Here is a 22,866-nt window from a genome sequence, read left to right on the forward strand (position 1 = left end):
AGGGAGGTTGAGGAAGGTTGAGGCTCCGCAAGCGACATTGACAATACTTCTCGCGGAGCCTCAACCTCCCTCAACCTTCTCAACCCCAACCTCTATTTTAGCCAATACATAATCCCTTAAAGAATTGATCATGTCTAAGGGCAGGCTTTCGATTTCGACCTCGCCCGACGCGGTATAAAAAGTCAGGTCTGCTACCCCGAAACGTTTTTCCAAGCGCGATTGCTTGAGCTCAATCCCCTGAACATTGGTCCATTGTAGCAATATTTGAGATTGGGTAAAAAATCCAGATTTCACCCATAAACCTTGCTGGCACAGCCCGTAATGTTTTCGCATCAACAAATTCCATTGCCACCAGGCTGTTGCGGGCAACCACAACAAGGTGATCATAAACCAAAACCAGTTGAAATCAAAACTGGTCTTTACAATCAGGCCCAACAAAGGTAAAAGCCCCAGAATGAACAAGCGTTGGTGGAAGTACAAGCGATGGGGGCGGTACCAGTCCCACTGCACCTGGTCGTGCCCGGGGAAATAAGCCGTTTGAACCGCAGCTATCTGGTGCAGGTACGAGCCGGGGACTTGTAAGGTTTGTTTACCCCGGAGTTGCTGTCCGGCAGCCTGGTAAAAGCGCAGATTGTACATGCCCCAAAAGCGTTGCAAAGGGTTGGAACTCCAACGCAGGAATTGAATTTTGGGCAAATATGCGGCCTGTTCCCGACGGGTAAACAAACCTGCTTCCAGGCGAAAGCCCTCTCCGGTTTGGACAAAACGCAGGTTGTAAAAGCGAACAATGGTCAGAGCCAAAGTCGCGATCACTGAAACAAGCAAAAAGAATACGATGATCCAGAGTGCAAAAGTCCAGAAGAAGTTAAAGGTCAATCCCCATTCTTCCTCCAGGTATTTGTAGGTGGATTTGCCCAAAATAGGCTGAATTTCCCGGGCAAAACTCGCCAGCAAGCCAAAAAGAATCCCTGCCGAGCGCAAATGATTTTGGCTCAACCCAATCCGCAAAAGGGCAGCCAGATCGATTTTAAGCAATTCGACTTCAGGTGCGGGGGGAGCAGCTTCCAGATTGGGAGCAGCGTTGGCATTTTCCTTTTTCCAGCGCAAAAGATAGTCGCGCAGGATCCGTGCCTTTTCCTCATCCAAAGCATTGAGGTTGATTTCGGAACCTTTGGCTCCCGTAGTATCCATCTCAATGCTTACGACGTTGAAAAGGCGGTGTAGAAAAGTTTGTTGAAAGGTGATGGTCTGAATCTTGTCAAGTGGTACACTCAGGCGGCGACGGGTAAATCCTCCTTTTTCCAAGATAAACTCGTCCTCATGGATGTAAAAACGCGTGCGAAAATAAGTCACTAGGGAACGAATCACCGAAAGAATGGTAATGCCAATACCAACCCAAACCCAAAACTGGCTGCTATTGGCCGAGCGCCGCCGCAACAACAACAGTAAGAGCACAGGCCAAAACTGGCCAATCAAGGAACGGATCAGGCGCGCCAAAATCAGTAGAATGGCTACCGGAGATTGTCGGCTTGGCTGGAAAAAAAAGGGGGTGCTGCTGTTTTCACTCATCACTCCCTACTTTTTGTGCAATAAATTGCTTGATGCGTTCTGCTTCCTGGTATTCGATGCCTGAAATGCTTAAGTCACCACCACTGTCACCAGCGGTGTACACGCTGATTCCTCCAAGTCCAAATGCCCGTGCCAAGGGCCCCTGTTCAATTTCGACGTGTTGAACCCGATTGTAAGGCACAGTGAGTTGGGTACGCAACCAGTACCCTTTGGTGTGGATGATGTCTTTTTCCCGCACCGCATACCCTTCGCAGAAAAATCGCTTGCGTGCCATCCAGAAAAAATACAAAGCTTGCAAAGCCCAAAGGCTAAAAATAAAAATCCAGAGCCACTGCTTTTTAAATACCTCTCCAAATAAAAACACCCCCAATAAAATAAACAATATAATTCCCTGCGTAATGCACCAGCCGATGGTACGTAATTTGAGGGCTTGGGGCGGTAAACGCTGAAATTGAACGTCCTCTACGCTGGGTAACTCATGGGTTGCGATCTGCGGGTTTTCAAAAAGCATGGGTATGGGTTTATAAGGAGTTGAGAGGTTTAGGCTGCCGCAGCGACTTAGATTATGTTGGGTCTAAGTTTCTACTGTAGTCTCAACTCCTCAACTTCTCAACTCCTCAACTCTTAAACTTTGGTAACTTCCTCCAGTACCTGGTCAATCATGGACGCGGTTACGTCCAGATGGGTTACAAAGCGCACTGTCTGAGGGCCAAAGGCGGAAGCATTGATGCCCCGCTCAGCCAGATGAGCCAGGTAACTTTCTGCGGTCCATGGAGCTTTGAGGTCAAAAATGACAATATTGCTTTGCACCGGGCGAACATTATCAACATAAGCCTGCCTGGACAAGGTTTCACCTAGTAGTTTAGCCCGATCGTTGTCTTCTTTCAAACGCAGTACCTGATGATCAAGGGCATAGATGCCTGCTGCGGCCAAAAAACCAGCCTGCCGCATCCCGCCCCCCATAGCCTTGCGCACCCGTCGGGCCTGACGGATAAAAGCCTGTGAGCCGATCAACAATGAGCCTACCGGTGCCCCTAGTCCTTTGGACAAACAAATGGAAATGCTGTCAAAAACCTCACCCACAGCCTGGGTGCTTTCACCCGTTTCAACCAGAGCGTTGAATACTCGGGCACCATCCAGGTGCAAGCCCAAACCCCGCTCCTGGCAAACCTGCTGGATCGGTCGAATTTCATCCAGGGTATAAAAACTTCCACCACCTTTGTTGCAGGTGTTTTCCAGCACCACCAGTTTACTGATGGGTAACCAATCGTAAACGGGTTTGATGGCCGATGCTACTTGTTCAGCAGTGATTTTGCCATTGGTTCCTTTGATCAAATTGACCCCAATGCCAGAATTAAAGGCGTAACCTCCTACCTCGTATTGGTATATGTGTGAGTATTCGTCACAGATGACCTCATCCAGGGGTTGAGTGTGGACCTTGATGGCAATTTGATTGGTCATAGTGCCAGAAGGGCAAAAAAGTGCTGCCTCCTTGCCAAACATCTTTGCGGCTTTGGCTTCAAGTGCATTTACAGTAGGATCCTGGCCAAATACATCATCGCCCACTTCGGCTTGTAGCATGGCTTGCAGCATTCCGGGCGTTGGTTTGGTTACCGTATCTGAAATAAGGTTGATCATGGAAAAAAATTGAGGAGGTTGAGGTAGGTTCCTCAACGTTTATCTTTTTATTATAATCGCACCCGGTTCAAATTTCTTCCGCACGGTACTGAGCATAGCATTGAGTTCGGCGGGAGTGCTGTAAGTGAATTGAACACCGACCCGGGTTAGGCCTCCATTTGCTGCTTTATAAGGAGTCAGACCAGCGGCTGCGATTTTTTCTACCAATTTGGCAACATTAGCCTGATCCTTAAAGGAGCCGATGGCAATGATACCCGTTTTATCCCCAGCTGGGGCTGGAGCAGGAGTTGTAACAGCTGGTTTCTCTACGGCCTTAGGAGGTATTGTAGTTGTGGTTTTAGGCGTATTAGGCTTGGGTTTAACGGCCTCTTCTTCTTCAACATCATCTACAATTGCACCTTGTTTATCACTGGTTAGCGGTTGTTTTTGTTCTTTGGGCACTTCTTCGGCAGGGAAGTCATTTTTGTATTCTTCTTCCGAAATGGGAGGAGGTATGTTGACTTGGGTTTCGTTGGTGCTGGTTGCTTCGTCCAGGGGTTTGCGCAAAATGCTGAACAACAAAAGGACTACTACAATGGTAGCCAAAACACCTACCAAAAGGACATTGTCTCTTAACCAATGATTGATCATGCGCCCCAATGAAACTGCCGAAGGTAAGGGGCCACTATTGCGTTGATTGTCTACCACCAGGGGTTCCTCTGCTACGGGCAACACTGGTTCAGGGTCTGGAACCGCAATGGGATAAGCTTTGACATCCGGCAAGCCGTGAGATTCGGTGTTGAAATTGGTGGCATCGGGTAAAAATTGCAGGTTTTTCTCAAAATCCTGATAGAGGCGCCCCAGGTTGGGGAAAGAAACGATTTCACGCCGGTCCAGCACTTCCCGAATTTGACTCACATAGTTTTGAACCAGATCCGTAGCCGTATCAAAAGTGACACCATAGGATTTGCCGATCGTGTCGATCAGCAACCCATCGTCCATTCTTAAATTATCGTCAAAAGTAATGGTTTTAGCTGGAGGTGCCACTGTACCCGACACCTGATCCACTACTGCCGATTTGTAAGAACCAACAAAAGAACCCAGACCGGGCAGGGAGACAACATCGTTTTCGTACAACAGCTCCACGATGTGTTTGCTAATATCAATTTCCATAATCGCCTTTGACTTTAGTAACGCTGAAAAATTAACTTCCCGATTTGGGTTTTGAATAGGCAGTCGAACGGTTCATTTCAAGTGAGCTTCCTATTCAAAATCCTCTAAAAAATCGGGAAGTAATTTTTGCGTCATACTTAAAGTGGTAAATGTAAAAAAATAATAGCAAGTTATGATTTTTCCCGCAATTGGATTACTTTTGAATCGCTTGCCTTTTGAATGATTTTACACCACCTTTCTTTTTGGCTTCCTCTTGCTGAGCACCCTGCAAAGTAATTTTGCTATGAATTGGCGCACCTTGCCCATGCCCAGGCTATTATTGCCCCTGGTATTGGGGATTTGGATTGGAGATTGCTGGCAGCTTTCCAGGCAAGTCTTCCAGCTATGGAATTGTTGTTTTTTTGCAGGGCTTGGCCTATTGTTTCTAGCACTGGCTTTCAAGCCTGGCTTCAGAACCAGAGCCTGGTTTGGTACCTTAATTTTTGGGGTACTGTCCTGCTTGGGGTTCTTCAGGATTGAACAAATCCAGCAATGGAATCGAGCCCCTCATTTTTCCTGGCAAGCCGTAGGTGATTCCTGTGGTTTTTGGGGAAAAGTGCTCGAAACACGCCCCGCTGCGAACAGTTTTCGGGTGTTGTTGCAAGTAAAAGCCAAGGCTAGATTGGGTGTAAAAAAATGGCGAGCTGCTACCGGCAAACTGTTGGTTTATTTAAAGGTAGACACCACCCAAATTTTGCCCAAAAACGGCCAGCACCTTTACCTGAGTGGCCTCATCGACACGGTCAAAACAGCGCTCAATCCTGATGCTTTTGATTTCAGAACCTACCTCAGCAGGCAAGGCGTGTACCACCAGGTTTTTGCTCCAGCAGGAGCCTGGCGGGTCGACAGCGTGCACCAAGGGCTCCCTTTTACACTGGTTTTGCAGGAATTTTGTTTAAAAATTTTAGAAAAACATTTGCCGATCGGCGACACCTATGCTGTAGGCGCAGCGCTGATTATAGGTGAACGCAGTCAACTTTCACCAGAGATCAAACAAGCTTACAGCAATAGTGGGGCAGTACATGTGTTGTCAGTATCGGGCTTACATGTAGGGGTTTTGGCGATTGTGTTGCGGTTTTTATTTGGATGGTTTGCCCATCATAAAAGGGCTCAAAAGCTTGGTTTGTTACTGGAGTTGGGTAGCATTTGGCTTTTCACCTTACTGACCGGGGCAGCTCCTGCCACTTTGCGTGCAGCGGTAATGTTTTCAATGATCATTGGTGCTAGAGCAGTGGTACGGCAATACAACATCTGGAATATTTTGGCGGCTTCAGCTTTTGCACTCTTGTGTTGGCAACCCAATTTGTTGTGGGACATTGGTTTTCAGTTGTCTTATCTGGCCATTGCAGGAATAGTGGCTTTCCAGCCCTGGATTTATACACGTTGGTTGGCACCCAATGTGGTGCTGGATTACATTTGGAAACTGACCAGTGTTGGCATTGCGGCCCAACTCAGTACAGGGCCTTTGAGCATTTTTTATTTCCATCAATTCCCTATGTTCTTTTGGTTGTCGGGTTTGGTGGCGGTACCTCTTTCTGGGCTGGTGTTGATGCTGGGGCTGGCCCTTTTTTTGTTGGAAGCGCTACACATTCCGGCTGAGTGGGTCGGTCAAATTCTAGGATGGTCCATTCAATTGCTCAATGGTTTGATCGTAGCCATTCATGAATTGCCGCAGGCGGTGATCGTTGGTTTTTGGTGGAATGCCTTGGCTACGCTGGGCATATATGGGGTATTGGCCTTGGTTTGTGTGGCCCTGTATCGCCGGAAATTGCGCTGGGTGAACCTGGCGTTGGGATTATTACTGATTGGGGCCCTGGCGCAATGGCCAGGTATTTTTCGGGCGCAGCGCCAACAACAATTGGTCTGTTACCATGTCCCTAAGGCATCGCTTTTGGACTTGATCCAGGGGCGAGAGGTATTGAGCCTATCCAACGCAGACAGCGTGGCTGCGTTGATGGCAGCACAAAACCACCGCTTTCACTTGCACCTCAAAAAGGTGCATCAATTGGATTGGCAAAGCAGCTTTCGTTGGGGGCCAGTGGTACTCCAATCTGGCTGTTTGGTTTTTGGCAAATACAAAATGGGCATCCTGGGGGAAAATGAAAGCCCCCCTCTCCTACCCTACGACTATTTGTTGATCCACCAAAATCCGAGAATTTATCCGGAAGATATTCGGAAGGGAACCAAACTCATCATCCTGGATGGTAGCAATCGTTTCGGAACCCGGCGCTGGGTAAAAAAACTGGCTAGTGAGCTGAATATTCCGGTGCACGATACAGCTGAGCAAGGTGCGTGGATTTTAAACCTTTAATCCAATAAAATGACTAGGATGAAAAATTTTCTCGACTTCTTTTATTACACTCAAACTGAACGTAAAGCTTGTGTTTTGCTTCTTTTCTTATGCTTCACAGCCTTTGTAGTGCCCGAATGGCTGGATTTTTCCCAACACTACAATTTGACCAGCCTGGCAAATGCTCCCAGGCCAGTGCAGGCAAAAGCGGCCTGGAATAAACCCCGGCAAGGGAGGTATGCCAAGGGCACCTATCGTTACAAGCCTCGCTACCCCGCAAATGAAACCAAGTTTGTGGCTTCCTTTGCCCTTTTTGACCCCAATTCGGTGTCTTTGGAAGAACTCCTAAAGATGGGATTAAACAAACGATGTGCCAGCATTTGGGTCAAATACACCTCCAAAGGTGGCCATTTTAAAAAAGCAGAGGATGTATTAAAAATTTACGGCTTACCGAAAGATTGGTTTACTCAGGCAAAATCCTACATACAAATCCAGGCAAAGCCCGATCTGGAGGCAGGGGAACCTGAAAAATCCGGCTACAGCTCTTTTGAGGGAAAGAAATTTAGCAAAAAAGGTGCTCAACCTTGTGTCCCCATTGATGTAAATACCGCCGATACGGCAGCCTGGCAATCGCTCCGGGGCATCGGCAAAGTGCTCGCCAACCGCATCATCAAATTCAGAGAAAAACTGGGCGGGTTTTATCAGGTTGATCAGATAAGAGAAACCTTTGGTCTGGCCGATTCAGTGTATCAAAAAATCCGGCCTTGCCTGCAACTCAATACGCCTGCCCTGAAGCCACTGTTGATCAACCAAGCGAGTTTCAATGAATTGGCGAGCCACCCTTACCTGGGTTTTAAGGCAGCTAAAGCAATTATGAATTGGAAGGATCAACACGGGCCTCTTGGGAAAATGGAGGATTTGGAGGAACTGGTGGCACTGGAGCCTGGGAAGTTGGAGAAGTTGAAGCCGTATGTGCAGTTTTAAACTTTCGGTACCTTATCCAGAAGCTTCTTCAATTTTTTAGAAATTACCAAACATGAGTCATCCCGAATTTTGAGTTAGCTCAAGATTCGGTTTTTTTGTGGGTAAAAAAATCGCCTTCTGTAAATTTGGGTATCTCACCACACCAAAAACAGAAGGCGCCATGTATTAAACATTAGCATATTCCTTGCCATTGTCACTTTAATCTTTGATTTCTTGCTCTAAATTTGGTGCAATTGGAACTCAATGGCCACCATCTTTATCAATATTTGGTGCCCTAGAACTGGAAAGCGGCACCGAATTACTTCAATGCCGCTCTACAGGTTAAGACTCGCCATCTCCTATTGCTGCCTCGTCGGCCTTTTACAAAATTCGGGATGACTCATGTTTACGTAAAAAAACAAAAAATGGTCTACCCCCCAAAATCATCATATGCAATATTCTCTTCTGGAACCCCCAAATCGCCCAGCATTTTTTCAACTGCTGACAACATCATCGGTGGACCGCAAATGTAGTATTCAATCTCTTCCGGTTCGGGGTGATCCTTCAAATAGTTTTCATACAACACCTGGTGAATGAAGCCCTTGTAACCCGTCCAGTTTTCATCAGGAAGTGGCTCAGACAAAGCGATATTGAATTTGAAATTGTCAAATTCCTTCTCGATTGCTTCAAAATCATCCTGATAGAACAATTCCTTTCCCGAACGACCACCGTACCAGTAAGACACCTTCCGATCCCGCATTTTTTCGGTATGGAACATGTGGAAAATGTGCGAGCGCAGCGGGGCCATACCAGCTCCACCGCCGATGTACACCATTTCCTTTTTGGTTGGTTTGATGTGGAATTCACCGTAAGGGCCCGATACCATTACCTTATCCCCCGGTTTGCGGGTAAAGATGTAGGAAGAACAAACCCCCGGATTCACTTTCATCCAATTGTTTGCTGCACGATCCCAAGGTGGCGTTGCAATCCGGATATTGAGCATGATGATGTTGCCCTCCGCTGGGTGATTGGCCATCGAATAAGCCCGGAATTGTTCCTCGCGGTTTTTCATTTTCAAGTCCCACAATTTGAACTTATCCCAGTCCGGTTGGTAACAATCCGGAGCGCGGTCGGTCAAACGTGGATGGGCAGTGATTTCCATGTCTTTGAAATCACACTCTATCTCTGGCACATCAATTTGGATGTAACCACCCGATTCGAACTCCATGTGTTCTCCTTCCGGCAATCTCACCACAAACTCCTTGATAAAAGTGGCCACATTGTAATTGGAAATCACCTCACATTCCCATTTTTTGATGCCAAACACCTCTTCTGGCACCCGGATTTTCATATCCTGGCGCACTTTCACCTGGCAGGCCAGGCGTTTGTGTTCCGCTACATCACGCCGGGAGAGGTGGTTCAATTCCGTCGCCAAAACGTCGCCACCACCATCGTCTACCCAGCATTTGCACATGGCGCAAGTGCCACCGCCTCCACATGCGGAAGGCAAAAACAGGTTTTGATTCGACAAAGTGGACAACAAGGAAGAACCCGGTGAAACCAATACCGGATTTTCGTCATCCCCATTGATGATGATTTTGACATTCCCCTGTGGCACCAACTTCATTTGAGCATAAATCAACCCAAAAGTCAGCAACATGATCACGGCAGTGAACGCAATGGCACCGTAAACGATCGGTAGTATGTTGAAAAGTAGGATCATTTTAGTAAAAATTTGAAGGTTACATGCTGATAGCTCATAGCTGACAGCTGATTACCTATTGCATATACGTTGCCGGGTTAATCCCCATCAGCGCCATAAAGGCCATCCCCATTAATCCAGTCAGGATGAAGGCAATCCCCAGGCCCCGCAGTGGTGCAGGAACATTGGAGTAACGGATCTTTTCCCGAATGGCCGCCATAGCCACAATCGCCAAGGCCCAACCAACCCCCGAACCGATGCCATACACCACCGATTCAGAAAAGTTATAAGACCGGGCCACCATAAACAAGGCTGCACCCAAAATGGCACAGTTCACCGTGATGAGTGGCAAAAAGATCCCCAGGGCATTGTACAAGGAAGGTGAATATTTTTCAACCGCCATTTCCACCAATTGTACCGAGGCAGCAATGCTGGCAATGAACAGGATAAAGCGCAAAAAGGTCAGGTCAGTTTTAAAAATCCCGTTGGGCCCCAGGATCAATTCGCTGATCACCCAGTTGATGGGCACGGTCAGTGCCAGTACGAAGATTACCGCTGCACCCAAACCTATCGCCGTTTTTACCGACTTGGAAACCGCCAAAAAGGAACACATCCCGATGAAATAGGCCAAAACCATATTTTCAATAAAGGCGGACTTGATGAAGACATTTAATAGATTGTCCATTTTAAAAGGTTTAGGAGGTTGAGATGGTTGAGAAGGTTGAGGCTACCGCAAGCGATTTTGACAATGGCGCTCGCGGCAGCCTCAACCTTCTCAACCTCCTCAACTTCTCAACATTAAAAATTAGGATACATCAACCAGTTTTGGATTGCGCGCACGTTGAATCCAAATAATGATGCCCACCAAAAAGATTGCAGAAGCTGGCAGTACCATCAAGCCATTCGGCTGGTACCAACTCAGCCACCAATGTTTCGTGGTATTGAGTAAAAATTCGTCCGTTGCCCCCAGGATTTTAAAACCCAGGATGGCACCACGTCCAAAAAATTCCCGGATCACAGAAATCACGATCAGGATAAAACCATATCCCGCTCCATTGCCGATGCCATCCAGAAAGGAACGCCAGGGTGGATTCGCCATGGCGTAGGCCTCCAGACGCCCCATCACGATGCAGTTGGTAATGATCAGGCCGATGAAAACCGACAATTGTTTCCATACCGGATAGCTGTAGGCTTTGAGTACCTGTTCAACCACGGTTACCAAAAACGCAATGACCACCAATTGGACGATCATGCGGATTTGTTTGGGAATGCCATTGCGCATCAGCGAGATAACGAGGTTGGAAAAACCCGTCACCAAGGTTACCGATACAGCCATGATCAAAGCAGGTTTGACCATGGTGGTTACCGCCAATGCCGAGCAAACGCCCAGGATTTGTACGGTTACCGGGTTGTCATCGTTGAGCGGGTCGGTGATCAGCTTGCGCTCCTTGGGCCCAAACCATTCCAGCTCTTCTTTTTCTTTGACCTCTTTGGTCATCGTCTCAGCCATAGGTCTTTATTTTTTTTGCGCTTGCAAATAAGGGAGATATACTTCCAGGCCGCGTACCATCATTTCGGATACGCCTACAGAAGTAATGGTTGCACCTGAAATACCGTCCACTTCATGCAATGGATCTTTGGCACCACCTTTTACCACTTTGACTGAAACGTAATCTCCTTGATCATTCAGTAATTGTTTTCCTTCAAACTGTTTCGGAAAATTGGGATTGTCCTTGATTTCAGCACCCAAACCCGGCGTCTCGCCTACGTGTCCAAAGGCGGCACCCACGATGGTGTTCAAATCGTCTTTGATGGCCACGTATGCCCAGATTTTATCCCAAAGTCCGTTCCCACGTACCGAAGTCAGGTAAATTTTCCCTTGTTCGCCATTGAATATAAACAATGGGTATTGACGCGCTGCTTCAGGTTTTTTTTCCTCAGCGGCCATATCCACCGACTCAGCTTTAACACCTTCTTGCTTCTTTCCTTTGGCATCGATCACCACTTGTTCCACCTTAGAGTCAAACAAGCTCAACACCTCTTCGTCGCTCATGTCCGCGAGTTTTTTAGGCAATTGCCCTTCAATTGCACCAAGGATATCGCGTTTTTTAAAGATAGCCTCAGCTTCATCGTGAAAAGGTTTTAACCCCGTAACGGTAAAAGCGAGTACCACCGATACGACCAGGGTCATGATCAGGGTATAGATCGTGATATAGCGGTTACTGTACATGCTTCATTCGTTTATTGATGTTGGACTGCAATACAAAATGATCGATCAGCGGTGCAAATACGTTGAGCAACAGGATGGCCAACATCCAGCCTTCGGGATACGCCGGGTTCATCACCCTCACGATCAAGCCAATAACGCCGATCATAAACCCGTAAATCCACTTACCTCGGTTGGTCGAAGCCGCAGTGACCGGGTCAGTAGCCATAAAAGCCATCGCGAACAAAAAGCTGCCCATCGAGAAATGGTAATACCAGGGAATCTCCATGTAGGCATTGTAACCCCACAGGTTAAAAACCAGGGCCATGGTCACCATACCCAAAACCATGGATACCATTATGCGCCAGCTGGCAATACCTGCGCCAATCAGCATCAAAGCGCCAATGATGATGAAGGGTTTGCTGGTTTCACCAATTGATCCGGGAATCAAACCCCAAAACATTTGTCCAGGTGTGTAATGCTCCATCACCGCAGCCCAGCCACCTTTGGCAGCCAGGGCCATCGGCGTGGCGCCCGAATAGCCATCTATGACCGCAGCGCCTTGACTGAAGGTATCCCAACCAAAGGATTCAAAAATAGGATTGAGTACACTAAGGTGGAACCAGCCATAATCGGCCACGCCACCAGGGCCAGCCTTGGTCAGGCCAGACACCCATACTTCGTCGCCAGAAATGGTACCTGGGTAGGCAAAAAATACAAATACCCGCGCCAGCAAAGCGATATTGACCACGTTCATTCCCGTTCCGCCAAAGGCTTCTTTGCCGATGATGACGGCGAAGGCAATGGAAAAAGCCAGAATCCACAGGGGAATATCTGGAGGCATGATCAATGGGATCAAGGCACCTGTCACCAGGAAACCTTCTTCTACCGCATGTTTTTTGCGTGCCGCAAAATAAAATTCAATTCCCAGACCCACCACGTGTGATACGATCCAGATTGGCAACAATTGTACCAAACCGTAGAACAGCTTCAGGTGAAAACCTTCCAGAATCAGGTTTTGGTACTTGCCCAGTGCAGCAAAATGCTGGTGGCCAATGTTCAAAGTACCCCAGAGGTAGCAGAGTTGCAGTGCAATCACTACTGTAACCATCGTCCGCTTGAGGTCCATCCCATCGCGGATGTGTACTCCATCTTTAGTGACGTGGTTAGGAGTAAAAGCAAAGGTGAAAAATGCGTCGTAAGCCGTGTGCAACAAGGGAGATTTCTCCTTGTCCGGCTCCATGCGTTTGAAAAGACTGATTATTTTTTCTTTCATGACTATAGCCCTTCTTTAATCATCATGTCAATACCCTCGCGCAAGATTTTTTGCAAGGATTGTTTGGAAGTACAAGCGAATTCACAAAGTGCCAAATCCTCTTCTACCACTTCGTGAATGCCTAAACCTTCGATTTTTTCAATATCGTTGGTAATGATGGCCTTCAGCAAATGTTGTGGAAAAATATCCATCGGCAAGACATCTTCGTATTGCCCCGTGACCACGAAGGCACGTTTTTCACCGTGGGTATTGGTGTTGGCATTGTAAATCCAGCCAAAGGGAAAAATGCCGCTGAAAAATGTGCGGGAAGTGGATGGCCTTGCACTTTGTGGTGCCAACCAACCAAACATTTCATAATCATTCCCTTCCGGAATCACGCTGACCTGATCGTCGTAAACATCCAGGAACTGCTCGGCAGTTTTGGTTTTGCCGGAAAGTACATCCCCCGAAATGATGCGGGAATTTTCAGCTACACCCTGGTTTTTCAGCAATTCGCCCAGGTTCGCACCTATATATGTGGATACATAAGCAGGTTTTTCGAGGGCGGAGCCCGTCAACGCAACGATTCGAGAAGCATCGTATTTGCCTTCCAAAAACAGGGTACCCAAGGTAATCACTTCCTGTACCCCCAAGGTCCAAACCTTTTCTTTGGAACGAATGGGGCGAATGTGGTGAATTTGAACCCCTACATTTCCAGCCGGGTGCTTGCCTTTGAAACCCACTTTTTGCACTCCTTTGGCCTGGCTAAAAGCACTGGAAACCGCGTTGCCACGTGCATCCAGGCCCAGGTAAACCTTGCCAGTGGTCAGTTTGCCCAGTACATCCAGTCCTTTTTGAAAAGCAGCTTCGCGGCCACTGACGACCAGATTGAGGTCGGGTGCCAAAGGGGCTGTATCAAAAGTGGAGATAAAAATATCTCGTGGCACTACCTCAGGATCGGCCAATAAATTATACGGTCGCTGGCGAAGCAGGGTCAAGCCTCCGCTGTCCTTTAAAAAAGCGATGAGTTCCTCCCTTGAAGCATCCAGGCTGGGAATCTTGTCGTAAGTGCGGTATTGGATGGTTTTGTCGGCCAGGATCACCAACTCCTGAATCGCTCGCCGTTCTCCTCGGTTAACGGCAATCAATTCGCCACTTACAGGAGCAACAAAATGTACATCCGGTCGACTTTTGTCAAAAAACAAAGCCTCACCCGCCAACACATGCTGCCCTACCTCTACCATCAACTTGGGCATTGGCGCCAAGCCCAGGTAGTTGGGTGCCTGTACAGCAAATCGATTTACGGATACCTCAGAATGGACTTTTTTGGGGGCTTCCCCGTACAAGTGAACATCGAAGCCGCGTCTCAGCTTCACAATAAGTGGCTCTCCTTCAGGACTGACTGCAGTTGGAGCTTCTGCTATTCTACTTTCCATGTGCTATTTGGTCTTTCGGTTAGCATTTTGCGCAGCGCAACAAAACAAAATGAAAGTCTTCAATTACTTCCAAATGTAAAAAAAATATACTTTCCTAGTGCACATAAAATATTTTCGTACAAGTCCCCAACTGCACTTATTTTTAGGGTTCCTAGCTTCCTGCGTTCCAGGGGTGTCCAAAACCCTGAAAGTCAGAAACCATGGAAACAGGGGACCTCAAACCAACTGCTATGTCTTTTCAAGGAACATCTACTTACGTCGCTACTTCCGAATTGCAAATCGCGGTCAATGCAGCCGTTTACCTCCAGCGGCCTTTGTTGGTCAAAGGAGAGCCGGGCACGGGTAAAACCCTCCTGGCACACGAAATTGCCAATGCCCTGGGGAAAAAACTGCTCACCTGGCACATCAAATCGACCACCCTGGCCCAACAGGGTTTGTATGAGTACGACGCGGTATCCCGCCTGCGCGACTCCCAATTGGGCAAGGAAGGAGTAGACGACATCAGTCGCTACATCAAAAAAGGCAAACTTTGGGAAGCTTTTAGCGCCGATGAATCCGTGGTGCTCCTCATTGATGAAATTGACAAGGCTGACATCGAATTCCCGAATGATTTGTTGCTGGAACTGGACCGTATGGAGTTTTATGTGTACGAGTTGCAAAAAACCATCAAAGCAGTGCATCGCCCCATCGTCATCATCACCTCCAACAATGAAAAGGAACTACCCGACGCCTTCCTGCGGCGCTGCCTTTTTCATTACATCCGCTTTCCAGACAAGGTAACCATGCAGGATATTGTAAAAGTCCATTACCCGGATATCCATACTGAACTGCTCAACAATGCCTTGCAATTGTTCTATGGCTTGCGGGAAGTGACTGGTTTGAAAAAAAGGCCTTCCACCAGCGAATTGCTGGATTGGATCAGTTTGTTGTTGTTTGAACAATTACCCGCCAGTGCTTTGGCAGAAACTGACCTTAAAGAGCAACTTCCACCCCATTTGCATAGTCTAATCAAAAACGAACAGGATTTGAATATTTTGGAGGAGTGGCGGCGGCGGCGTAGGTGAGCCTGTGCTTTCCATTTTTTTGCGTATTTTTGGATAAAATTTAAACATGCGTCATTTCAACACCTCGGGTCCGAATTTTCCACACCTGCACTACACGGTGATGAGGGAAGAACTCATTCAACGAGGTATGGATCTGATTCAGGGCGAAAAATATTTTACCATTTGGGCCCCTCGTCAAACCGGGAAAAGCACTTATTTTCTCTTGCTACAAGAAAAACTGCAAGCGCAAGGTTATAGAGTTGTGCAAATGAATTTTGAAAATTTTCAAAGTAGTACCCTTGAAACCTTGCTTCGCAGCCTCACTTACGCATTTGACAAAGCTCAGATTGAATTGCCGACGACAACGAAAAATCTAGCTGATTTTTCCAATTACATTCAATATGAATTAAAAGGCATCAAGCTGGTTTTTATTCTGGATGAAGTTGAAGGCATTAATGCTTCGATACTAGGCGAGTTCTTGCACACCATTCGAAATATGTACCATTATCGTGCCGAGCATTGCCTAAAGAGTGTCATTCTGGTCGGCGTCAGCAACATTGTTGGTGTGGTGCAGGACAACGCCAGTCCCTTTAATGTCACCGAAAATCTATCCATTCCTTACTTCTCAGACACCGAAACTGCTGAATTACTTGGACAACACGAACAGGAAACCGGGCAACACTTTGCACCTGAGGTCATCCAAAAAATCAGCGAAATAACCGCCAATCAACCAGGCCTGGTCAACGGATTTGCCTACCAACTCGTTACACGTCATCCCAAAAAGCCAGAAATTGAATTCGCCGATTATCTGGAGGTAGAAAAATGGTACCTAATGGAGGCCATTGACAAGAATTTTGCAAACATTCTCAACAAAGCCAGGGAATTCCGGCCCTTTTTAGAGTCTTTGCTTTTTACTGAAATAGAGGTTCCCTTCGACATTGATCGGGAAGCCATCAAAGTACTGCACACCAATAGCTTGCTGCGCAAAAACGACCAAGGCAATGTTGAGTTTTGGGTGCCTTTTTACAAAAAACGCCTACAAAAAGCGCTTTATCCCTATACCAATGGCGAACAAGGCCGCATCGTAGGCTCCATGTATACCCCCGATTTTTTCACGCCCAATGGTCGGCTGAATCTCGACTTTTTGATCGAAACCTACAAAGCTTACGTCAAACGCCGCGGCTTTGGTGTATTTCGCGAAAAGGACGAACAGGGCAAATTCACCTCTATTAAAGAGGCTGGCCTGATCTACAGTTTTGAGACCTTCATCGCGGCCTTCCTCTTCGAAGCTGGCGGTACTTCCTACCGCGAGGCGGATGCAGGTTTGGGCAAAACCGACCTGATCATCAATGTGCAAAACAACGAATTGCTGATTGAAACCAAAAAATACTACTCCCCTTCCAAATTTGAAAAGGGCAAAAAGCAGTTGGCTTATTATGCGAGTAGACTGGGGCTAGATCAGGCAGTTTATCTGGTATTCACCCCTCATCATCTGAAGTACCCGCCGACGGTGTTGGAAAATCAAGAGACGATTGAAGGGGTACTGGTCGTGACGTATTTGGTGGGGTATGATGAGGATAAGGATTTTGGGGAGTGAGTTGACAGCTTTCCTTTTTCCCAAAAAGGGCGTACTTTAGCAGTAAAATTTGACCAATATGAGCAATGGGCCCAGCTTTGCTATCACCTCTTTTCACATTGAAGACTTTCGAGGCATCAAAAATGCTTCTGTTGAAGGTATTCCTGCTGATACCAAATGGATTTTTTTGACTGGGAAAAATGGAGGGGGTAAGACGAGTGTGTTGCAGGCATTGCTAGTCGGTTTAGAAAGTAAGTGGGACGGTGACACTCCTCTAGAATCTGGGGAATTTATTGTCAACATACATGCGGAGTACAAAGACGGATCAACTCTTAATATTGGTGAAGTTGGAGAAAACAAACCAATCCAATCTTGGCCAAGATCTTATCATTCAAAAGGTATGGTCTTAATTTCCAGAACCGATAATCCTTATCTGTTATTTATTAAGCCAGTAGTTGCATATGGAGCTAATAGGACTCAAATTTATACAGGTTCCATTGCAAATGAAAAAAATATCCGTTCAAGGAGTCTATTTGGGAGAGATACTACTCTTCTTAATATTGAGTCTGAATATAAAAACTGGATGTATCGGAGTTCCTCTCAAGAGTTAATTTCAAAAGATTTTAGGTTAGCAGAAAATTTAAAATCCAGGGCCAATGGCCTGAAAAAATTACTCCTGCGGCTAATGCCTAATCTTGAGGATATAGAAGTTGATGTAATTGAAGACAAGGTTGTATATTTCGAAAAAGATGACGTAGGAAATAGGATTATAAAACCTAAGACATTCGAACAATTAGCCTCTGGTAACCGTAGTATTATAGCTATGGTTGGTGACATGGTGATTCGTTTATTAGACGGTCAACCAAATATATCTGACCCTTCCGACCTCGAAGGCATCGTACTAATTGACGAACTCGACATCCACCTCCACCCCACCTGGCAAAAAGCTCTGCCCGGCCTTCTTTCAGAAATCTTTCCAAAAATCCAGTTCATCTCCAGTACTCATAGCCCCATTCCACTTTTAGGTGCGCCCAAAGAGAGTGTGGTTTTGAAGGTACATCAAAGTAGCGAAGAAGGTATTACAGTTGAAAAATTAGATATTGACTTGACCAGACTGCTTCCAAATAGTTTGCTCACTTCACCAATTTTTGATTTTGAAGAAATGATTCCCAGTGCAAATACCAGTCTATCAGACCTACACACAGAAGATTCTTTTCAAGAAGCGATGGCCAACGAAGAAATCAAAGAACGTCTCAAAAAAATCGCACAGAGTTTGAAATGATCAAGATTAACAAGGATTTTCAAGCAATCCCTTCTCGCTTAATTGAGAATGTTACATTACAACAGACCAGCTCTGCTATTGCAACCCAAAATGGGAATTTGTACACCACGAACTATAATCATGATACCGTAAAAGAAGCCCTCTCTTTACTCTATCACGATAAATGCGCCTATTGCGAGTCAAAAATTACAAGTGGTGCCTATTTACAAGTCGAGCATTATCGCCCCAAAGCGAAAGTAGACGCTAAAGACTTACCAAATGGTCAAGTCCACAAAGGTTACTATTGGTTAGGAAACGAGTGGTCAAACTTGCTTTTTGCATGCCAAAAGTGTAACCAACAAGGAGCAAAAGGTAACCGCTTTCCAATTAAAGGCATCAGAGTTTTAACCCATCCGCAGGATTCAAGTCAATATTTCATTCTGCATCAAAGTATGCTTGATGAAATTCCGTTATTGCTTAATCCTGAATTAGTTGATCCCTCTGATCATTTGAGCATTGATCATATAGGGGTTCTACATGGTAAAAGTGGTTCAGGAGATATTAGCATACAGATATATCGCTTAAATCGAGTCGATTTGATTATAGAACGCAAAAAAATTATCGACAACTTCGTCAACCGCATCAAAAAGCAATTGTCAAGATACAATGATCCTTTGTTGCCAACCCGACTAAGTCCTGGTCAATTCCAGGATCAAATGACTATCATTTTTGAAGACTTGATTGAAGGTCAGTTACCCCAGGAGCAATATTCTTTTGTATACATCAATATTTTAAATCAATTTGACTCCCTCATTTTACCCCATATTGACCCCGTTTTCCAACAAGAAATCAAAACCGCCTTTCAAACCTTCATCCATACCATTTTTCCCTAGCCCCCATTTCCCCCACCTTCATCGCTTTCCAATCCCGCGTCATCGAATAAAATAGCAAATCTAATCCTTCCACCCCCATACTTGCCCTGTGATCGTTGCACAACACAACGACATCAAAACCAAAAATCAACAAACTCAAATTTTTAACATGAACCCTATTGGTATCGTTGCACTATGGTGGGGCAGTATCTTCCTCGCTATACTGATTTTTTTGCTCACTTACCGTTTTTGGTTCAGGCTGCTGGGGATTATTCTGGTGCCGGAAGACAAAATCGGACTCGTAACCCTGAAGTTTTCGCTTTTTGGCGAAAAGAAAGAACTACCGCCCAACCGGATCATCGCGGTGGATGGCGAAGCGGGTTTCCAGGCCCAAACCCTGGCCCCGGGGATTCACTTCTGGTACTGGATTTGGCAGTACAACATCGACTTGCAGCCTTTGACGATTATTCCTCCCGGCCAGATCGGCTTGCTGATCGCCAAGGACGGTGATGAGTTGCCGACCAACTCGATTTTGGGTAAACGCGTCGACTGCGACGCCTACCAGGATGCTGCCGCCTTCATCCGCAATGGTGGTCAAAAAGGCCGTCAAACCGCCTACATCACCACCGGGGTGTACCGGATCAACACCTTCCTGTTTGACATCGTCCTCGCGCCGATGACTCAAATCAAGGAAAACATGCTGGGCATCATCACGACCCTGGATGGTGCGCCGATTGAGGTTGGACAAATCGCTGGTCGTGAAGTGGCCGACCACAACAACTTCCAGGATGCCGATGCCTTTTTGCGCGGCGGTGGCAACAAAGGTTTACAACCGCAGGTGCTCCTGGCTGGTTCGTACAACCTCAACCCCTGGTTTGCACAAATTGAAGAACATGAAATGACGCAGATTCCGATCGGTCACGTAGGTGTAGTCATCTCTTTCTACGGTAAAGAAGGTGTCGACCTCAGTGGCGACGAATTCCGTCACGGTAACATTGTGTCCAAAGGCCAGAAAGGCGTTTGGGCAGAGCCCCTTGGCCCTGGTAAATACCCCATTAATAAGTACCTGTACCGTGTAGAACTGGTGCCTACCACCAACCTCGTGCTAAACTGGGCCAGCGCCCGCACCGAGTCACACATGTTGGACAAACACCTGTCTACGATCACCGTACGTTCGAAGGACGGTTTCCCTTTCAACCTCGACGTGTCGCAGATCATCCATATCCCGGCCACCGAGGCGCCCAAGGTAATCGCCCGCTTTGGTAGCATGCACAACCTGGTTAGCCAGGTGTTGGAGCCAACGATTGGTAACTACTTCCGCAACTCGGCGCAGGATGCTGACGTGATCGCCTTCCTGACCTCACGTAAGGACCGTCAGGATTCGGCCAAACGACACATTGGCCAGGTGTTGGAAGAATACAACGTACACGGGGTGGATACTCTGATTGGTGACATCGTACCGCCTGACTCACTGATGAAAACGCTGACCGACCGTAAGTTGGCCGAAGAACAAAAGGTGACCTACGACACCCAGAAAATGGCCCAGGAAACGCGGCAGGCACTTGAAAAAGAGACCGCCATTGCCGACATCCAGAAGCAGATCGTCCAAGCCGATCAGGGTGTACTGATTGCCGAACGCATCGCCGATGCCGCCGTGAAAAAATCGACGGGTGAAGCGAATGGGGTAAAAATTGCCGCTTCGGCTGAAGCGGAACGCACCAAGATGATTGCCTCGGCTGATGCTGAGCGCACCAAAATGAGTGCCGCCGCCGAATCTGAAAAGGTGAGGCTGATGGCGCAGGCCGAAGCCGAAAAAATTGAAATCACCGGTAAAGCGGAAGCTGAAAAGACCCTGGCAGTGGGTCAATCCAGCGCCGAAGCTTACCGCCTCGCCGTAGAAGCGATGGGTGGCGACAACTTTACCAAAATGAAGGTGATGGAAACGATTGGGCAAGAAAAAGTCAAAATCATCCCGGATGTACTCATCACTGGCGAAGGTGGTGGTGCCAATGGTGCCATCGGTGGTATGTTGGGCTTGAGATTGCTGGATATGCTCAAGTCGGATAAAAAAGAAGAACAGGCTTAATCAGGATTTTTGATGGTAGAGACGTTGCTTACAACGTCTCTACTCTTTTAATTCAGGGGAGAAAAATTCCCCCCTGATTCAAAAAACAGAGAGCGTGTCCCAAAGAAAGGGTTTTTTAAAAAGGAAAAACTGTAATTGCAATTCGATTCGGCATATTGAGCAATTTTTGTGAAGGTATGCTCTAATAACGTCGAATTTCAAAAGCAATACGCAGTATTAAAACATTTAACATCCGTTAAAAAATCGTTGAGCAACAATAAAATAAAAAGGCTTTGAATAGGCAAATGAACAATTATATCAACGCCTGCTCAAGGGCATACTTGACCAATTCAGCTGAATTTTTGCAACCAGTTTTGGCTAACATATTTTGACGGTGGGTGTTAACCGTGTGAAAAGCAATACCCAGATTGACCGCAATTTGTTTGCTGCTTAAGCCTTCGGCCAGCCCACTGATTATTTGCCGTTCACGGACGGTTAACAATCCTTTCTCTGCAGCCTGTAAACCCAGTTGATTTGGAGAGAAATACTTGAATTGCTGATTGCCTTTTTCGTCAATGATTAAAATGGTGCATACGAGGTCATTCTTGGCTTTAAGATGCGAAACATCGGTGATAAATGAGAAGCAGTATTCGGGTATGCCATCGGCATTGGTGTAAATGCTGTCCTGTTGAATGACCGGAACCAATTTTCCAGTTTTGTGCAAAATATTGAAGTAAAAACTGAACTTGACTTGATTGTGCCTTTCGGAAGGAATGGTACTCAAAAAGTTGATGCAAAACTGGGAGAAACTCAACAGAATAGGGCTATCTTCAGATGGAATCAACACCTGGTGTATGTCCAACAGGGATTTCCCTACGAATTGTTCTGGCTTATGGCCGGTCATTTGCTCCATGTTGCCTTGGAGGTGCGCTATTTTAAGCGTAGGTGCTCCTTCTATCACCGCAAAAAAGTACTGCCCAGTAGAAAAAATTATATCGGGGTTGAAATATCTTTTTAACACCCCGGCTAATTCCTCATCTTTTGCCAATTCCGCACGACTCTGCCAATAGTCCCACCAGCGTTGAGGTGCGACGGGTATATGGTTGGTTTCCATAGCTTAAGCTTTGTAATTGGTATTTAGTTGTTTTGCAAAGAGGGTTGATTGCCTGAACATACAGAAGCAATTTAATGAAAAATCAGTATTGCCGAACCAGACTGCGCATGATACTTTTGTAAAAAAGTTTTCTAGGCGCTTGCGCTGGCAATAATTTGACGCTTAAGGTTTTGTTTAATTTTTTTCACATGAATACCAATCGATTATAAAAACCAAACAACTTATGAAATACTTACTCCTTTCCCTCTTTGTAGCAACCAGCGCCCTCAACGCAATGGGCCAGACAAATACGGTTGTTGCACAAAATACAACTTCGTACAACAACGAAACCATTGAAAAAGAAATCCGCAAACTCGAGCAGGATCAGGTGGATTACCTGCTACGCGGTGATCTGGACGCAATGGAGAACAACTGGGATGCTGACCATACGGTCAACAATCCATTCAATCAGATTGTGAAAGCCAGCGAAGGTACTATTCGGCAGGGCTTACTTACCTATTCCTCGTTTGTTCGCGATGTACAAAAAGTCATCATCCATGGCAATACGGTTCTCGTCATGGGAACGGAATCGGTGGTACCTAAAGGTAATTCGCCCGATGCAGGAAAGACGATTCAGCGCAGGTTTACCAATGTATGGATGAAAAAAAACGACAAGTGGCTCATGATTGGGCGGCATGCCAACACC

Annotated in this window: 19 protein-coding genes; 8 read left to right on the forward strand and 11 right to left on the reverse strand. The window is 46.5% G+C overall.

Translation table 11 applies throughout. The features are described 5' to 3' along the window. Window positions 1-60: 60 nt before the first annotated feature. The 4 genes from SFV55_RS10165 to SFV55_RS10180 all read right to left on the reverse strand — a co-directional run bounded on the left by SFV55_RS10165 (window position 61) and on the right by SFV55_RS10180 (window position 4,359). A complete protein-coding gene (locus SFV55_RS10165) occupies window positions 61-1,569 on the reverse strand; it encodes a PH domain-containing protein (protein WP_320029386.1) in 1,509 nt (502 codons plus the stop codon). Then, window positions 1,562-2,080 (reverse strand): PH domain-containing protein, encoded by a 519-nt coding sequence (locus SFV55_RS10170; protein WP_320029387.1) that lies wholly within the window; start codon window positions 2,078-2,080, stop codon window positions 1,562-1,564. The genes SFV55_RS10165 and SFV55_RS10170 overlap by 8 nt, the downstream gene beginning before the upstream one ends. Window positions 2,081-2,193: 113 nt before the next feature. Next, window positions 2,194-3,207 (reverse strand): GntG family PLP-dependent aldolase, encoded by a 1,014-nt coding sequence (locus tag SFV55_RS10175; RefSeq protein ID WP_320029388.1) that lies wholly within the window; start codon window positions 3,205-3,207, stop codon window positions 2,194-2,196. Window positions 3,208-3,246: 39 nt separating this feature from the next. Continuing rightward, window positions 3,247-4,359, reverse strand: a complete 1,113-nt coding sequence (locus tag SFV55_RS10180; RefSeq protein ID WP_320029389.1) for an SPOR domain-containing protein — start codon at window positions 4,357-4,359, stop codon at window positions 3,247-3,249. A gap of 283 nt (window positions 4,360-4,642) precedes the next feature. On the opposite strand from SFV55_RS10180, the gene SFV55_RS10185 reads away from it, so the two are divergent. Beyond that, a complete protein-coding gene (locus tag SFV55_RS10185) occupies window positions 4,643-6,709 on the forward strand; it encodes a ComEC/Rec2 family competence protein (RefSeq protein WP_320029390.1) in 2,067 nt (688 codons plus the stop codon). A gap of 18 nt (window positions 6,710-6,727) precedes the next feature. Further along, window positions 6,728-7,672, forward strand: coding sequence for a helix-hairpin-helix domain-containing protein (locus SFV55_RS10190; RefSeq protein ID WP_320029391.1), 945 nt, complete (start codon window positions 6,728-6,730; stop codon window positions 7,670-7,672). 409 nt (window positions 7,673-8,081) lie between these two features. Here SFV55_RS10190 and nqrF read toward each other — a convergent pair whose 3' ends face one another. The 6 genes from nqrF to SFV55_RS10220 all read right to left on the reverse strand — a co-directional run bounded on the left by nqrF (window position 8,082) and on the right by SFV55_RS10220 (window position 14,250). Next, complete coding sequence (gene nqrF / locus SFV55_RS10195; protein ID WP_320029392.1) at window positions 8,082-9,374, reverse strand: NADH:ubiquinone reductase (Na(+)-transporting) subunit F; 1,293 nt, start codon at window positions 9,372-9,374, stop codon at window positions 8,082-8,084. Between the two features lie 55 nt (window positions 9,375-9,429). After that, window positions 9,430-10,038 carry an NADH:ubiquinone reductase (Na(+)-transporting) subunit E gene (nqrE, locus tag SFV55_RS10200; protein ID WP_320029393.1) on the reverse strand — a complete coding sequence of 203 codons (609 nt, stop codon included), beginning with the start codon at window positions 10,036-10,038 and terminating at the stop codon, window positions 9,430-9,432. Between the two features lie 120 nt (window positions 10,039-10,158). Next, entirely contained in the window at window positions 10,159-10,863 is a 705-nt protein-coding gene (locus SFV55_RS10205; protein WP_320029394.1) for an NADH:ubiquinone reductase (Na(+)-transporting) subunit D, read from the reverse strand. A gap of 6 nt (window positions 10,864-10,869) precedes the next feature. Continuing rightward, window positions 10,870-11,583: an NADH:ubiquinone reductase (Na(+)-transporting) subunit C gene (gene nqrC, locus SFV55_RS10210; RefSeq protein WP_320029395.1), complete on the reverse strand. Its 714-nt coding sequence runs from the start codon at window positions 11,581-11,583 to the stop codon at window positions 10,870-10,872. After that, entirely contained in the window at window positions 11,573-12,835 is a 1,263-nt protein-coding gene (locus SFV55_RS10215) for an NADH:ubiquinone reductase (Na(+)-transporting) subunit B (protein WP_320029396.1), read from the reverse strand. Before SFV55_RS10215 ends, nqrC begins: the two co-directional genes overlap by 11 nt. A gap of 2 nt (window positions 12,836-12,837) precedes the next feature. Continuing rightward, complete coding sequence (locus SFV55_RS10220) at window positions 12,838-14,250, reverse strand: Na(+)-translocating NADH-quinone reductase subunit A (protein ID WP_320029397.1); 1,413 nt, start codon at window positions 14,248-14,250, stop codon at window positions 12,838-12,840. A 230-nt stretch (window positions 14,251-14,480) separates the two neighbouring features. Here SFV55_RS10220 and SFV55_RS10225 point away from each other — a divergent pair, with 230 nt between their 5' ends. From SFV55_RS10225 to SFV55_RS10245, 5 genes are all read left to right on the forward strand, one after another. Next, window positions 14,481-15,314 carry a MoxR family ATPase gene (locus SFV55_RS10225; RefSeq protein ID WP_320029398.1) on the forward strand — a complete coding sequence of 278 codons (834 nt, stop codon included), beginning with the start codon at window positions 14,481-14,483 and terminating at the stop codon, window positions 15,312-15,314. A gap of 46 nt (window positions 15,315-15,360) precedes the next feature. Beyond that, on the forward strand, window positions 15,361-16,890 hold the full coding sequence (locus SFV55_RS10230) for an AAA-like domain-containing protein (protein WP_320029399.1): 1,530 nt from the start codon (window positions 15,361-15,363) through the stop codon (window positions 16,888-16,890). 58 nt (window positions 16,891-16,948) lie between these two features. Then, window positions 16,949-18,151, forward strand: coding sequence for an AAA family ATPase (locus SFV55_RS10235; RefSeq protein WP_320029400.1), 1,203 nt, complete (start codon window positions 16,949-16,951; stop codon window positions 18,149-18,151). Beyond that, window positions 18,148-19,023, forward strand: coding sequence for an HNH endonuclease domain-containing protein (locus tag SFV55_RS10240; RefSeq protein ID WP_320029401.1), 876 nt, complete (start codon window positions 18,148-18,150; stop codon window positions 19,021-19,023). The genes SFV55_RS10235 and SFV55_RS10240 overlap by 4 nt, the downstream gene beginning before the upstream one ends. A 148-nt stretch (window positions 19,024-19,171) precedes the next feature. Next, a complete protein-coding gene (locus SFV55_RS10245) occupies window positions 19,172-21,088 on the forward strand; it encodes an SPFH domain-containing protein (RefSeq protein WP_320029402.1) in 1,917 nt (638 codons plus the stop codon). A gap of 292 nt (window positions 21,089-21,380) precedes the next feature. Here the strand turns inward: SFV55_RS10245 and SFV55_RS10250 are convergent, their stop codons facing one another. After that, on the reverse strand, window positions 21,381-22,181 hold the full coding sequence (locus SFV55_RS10250) for a LuxR C-terminal-related transcriptional regulator (RefSeq protein ID WP_320029403.1): 801 nt from the start codon (window positions 22,179-22,181) through the stop codon (window positions 21,381-21,383). 223 nt (window positions 22,182-22,404) lie between these two features. On the opposite strand from SFV55_RS10250, the gene SFV55_RS10255 reads away from it, so the two are divergent. After that, a partial coding sequence (locus SFV55_RS10255) for a nuclear transport factor 2 family protein (protein ID WP_320029404.1) occupies window positions 22,405-22,866 on the forward strand: 462 nt, incomplete at its 3' end.

The sequence above is a fragment of the Haliscomenobacter sp. genome, assembly GCF_033763495.1.
Classification (GTDB): Bacteria; Bacteroidota; Bacteroidia; order Chitinophagales; family Saprospiraceae; genus Haliscomenobacter.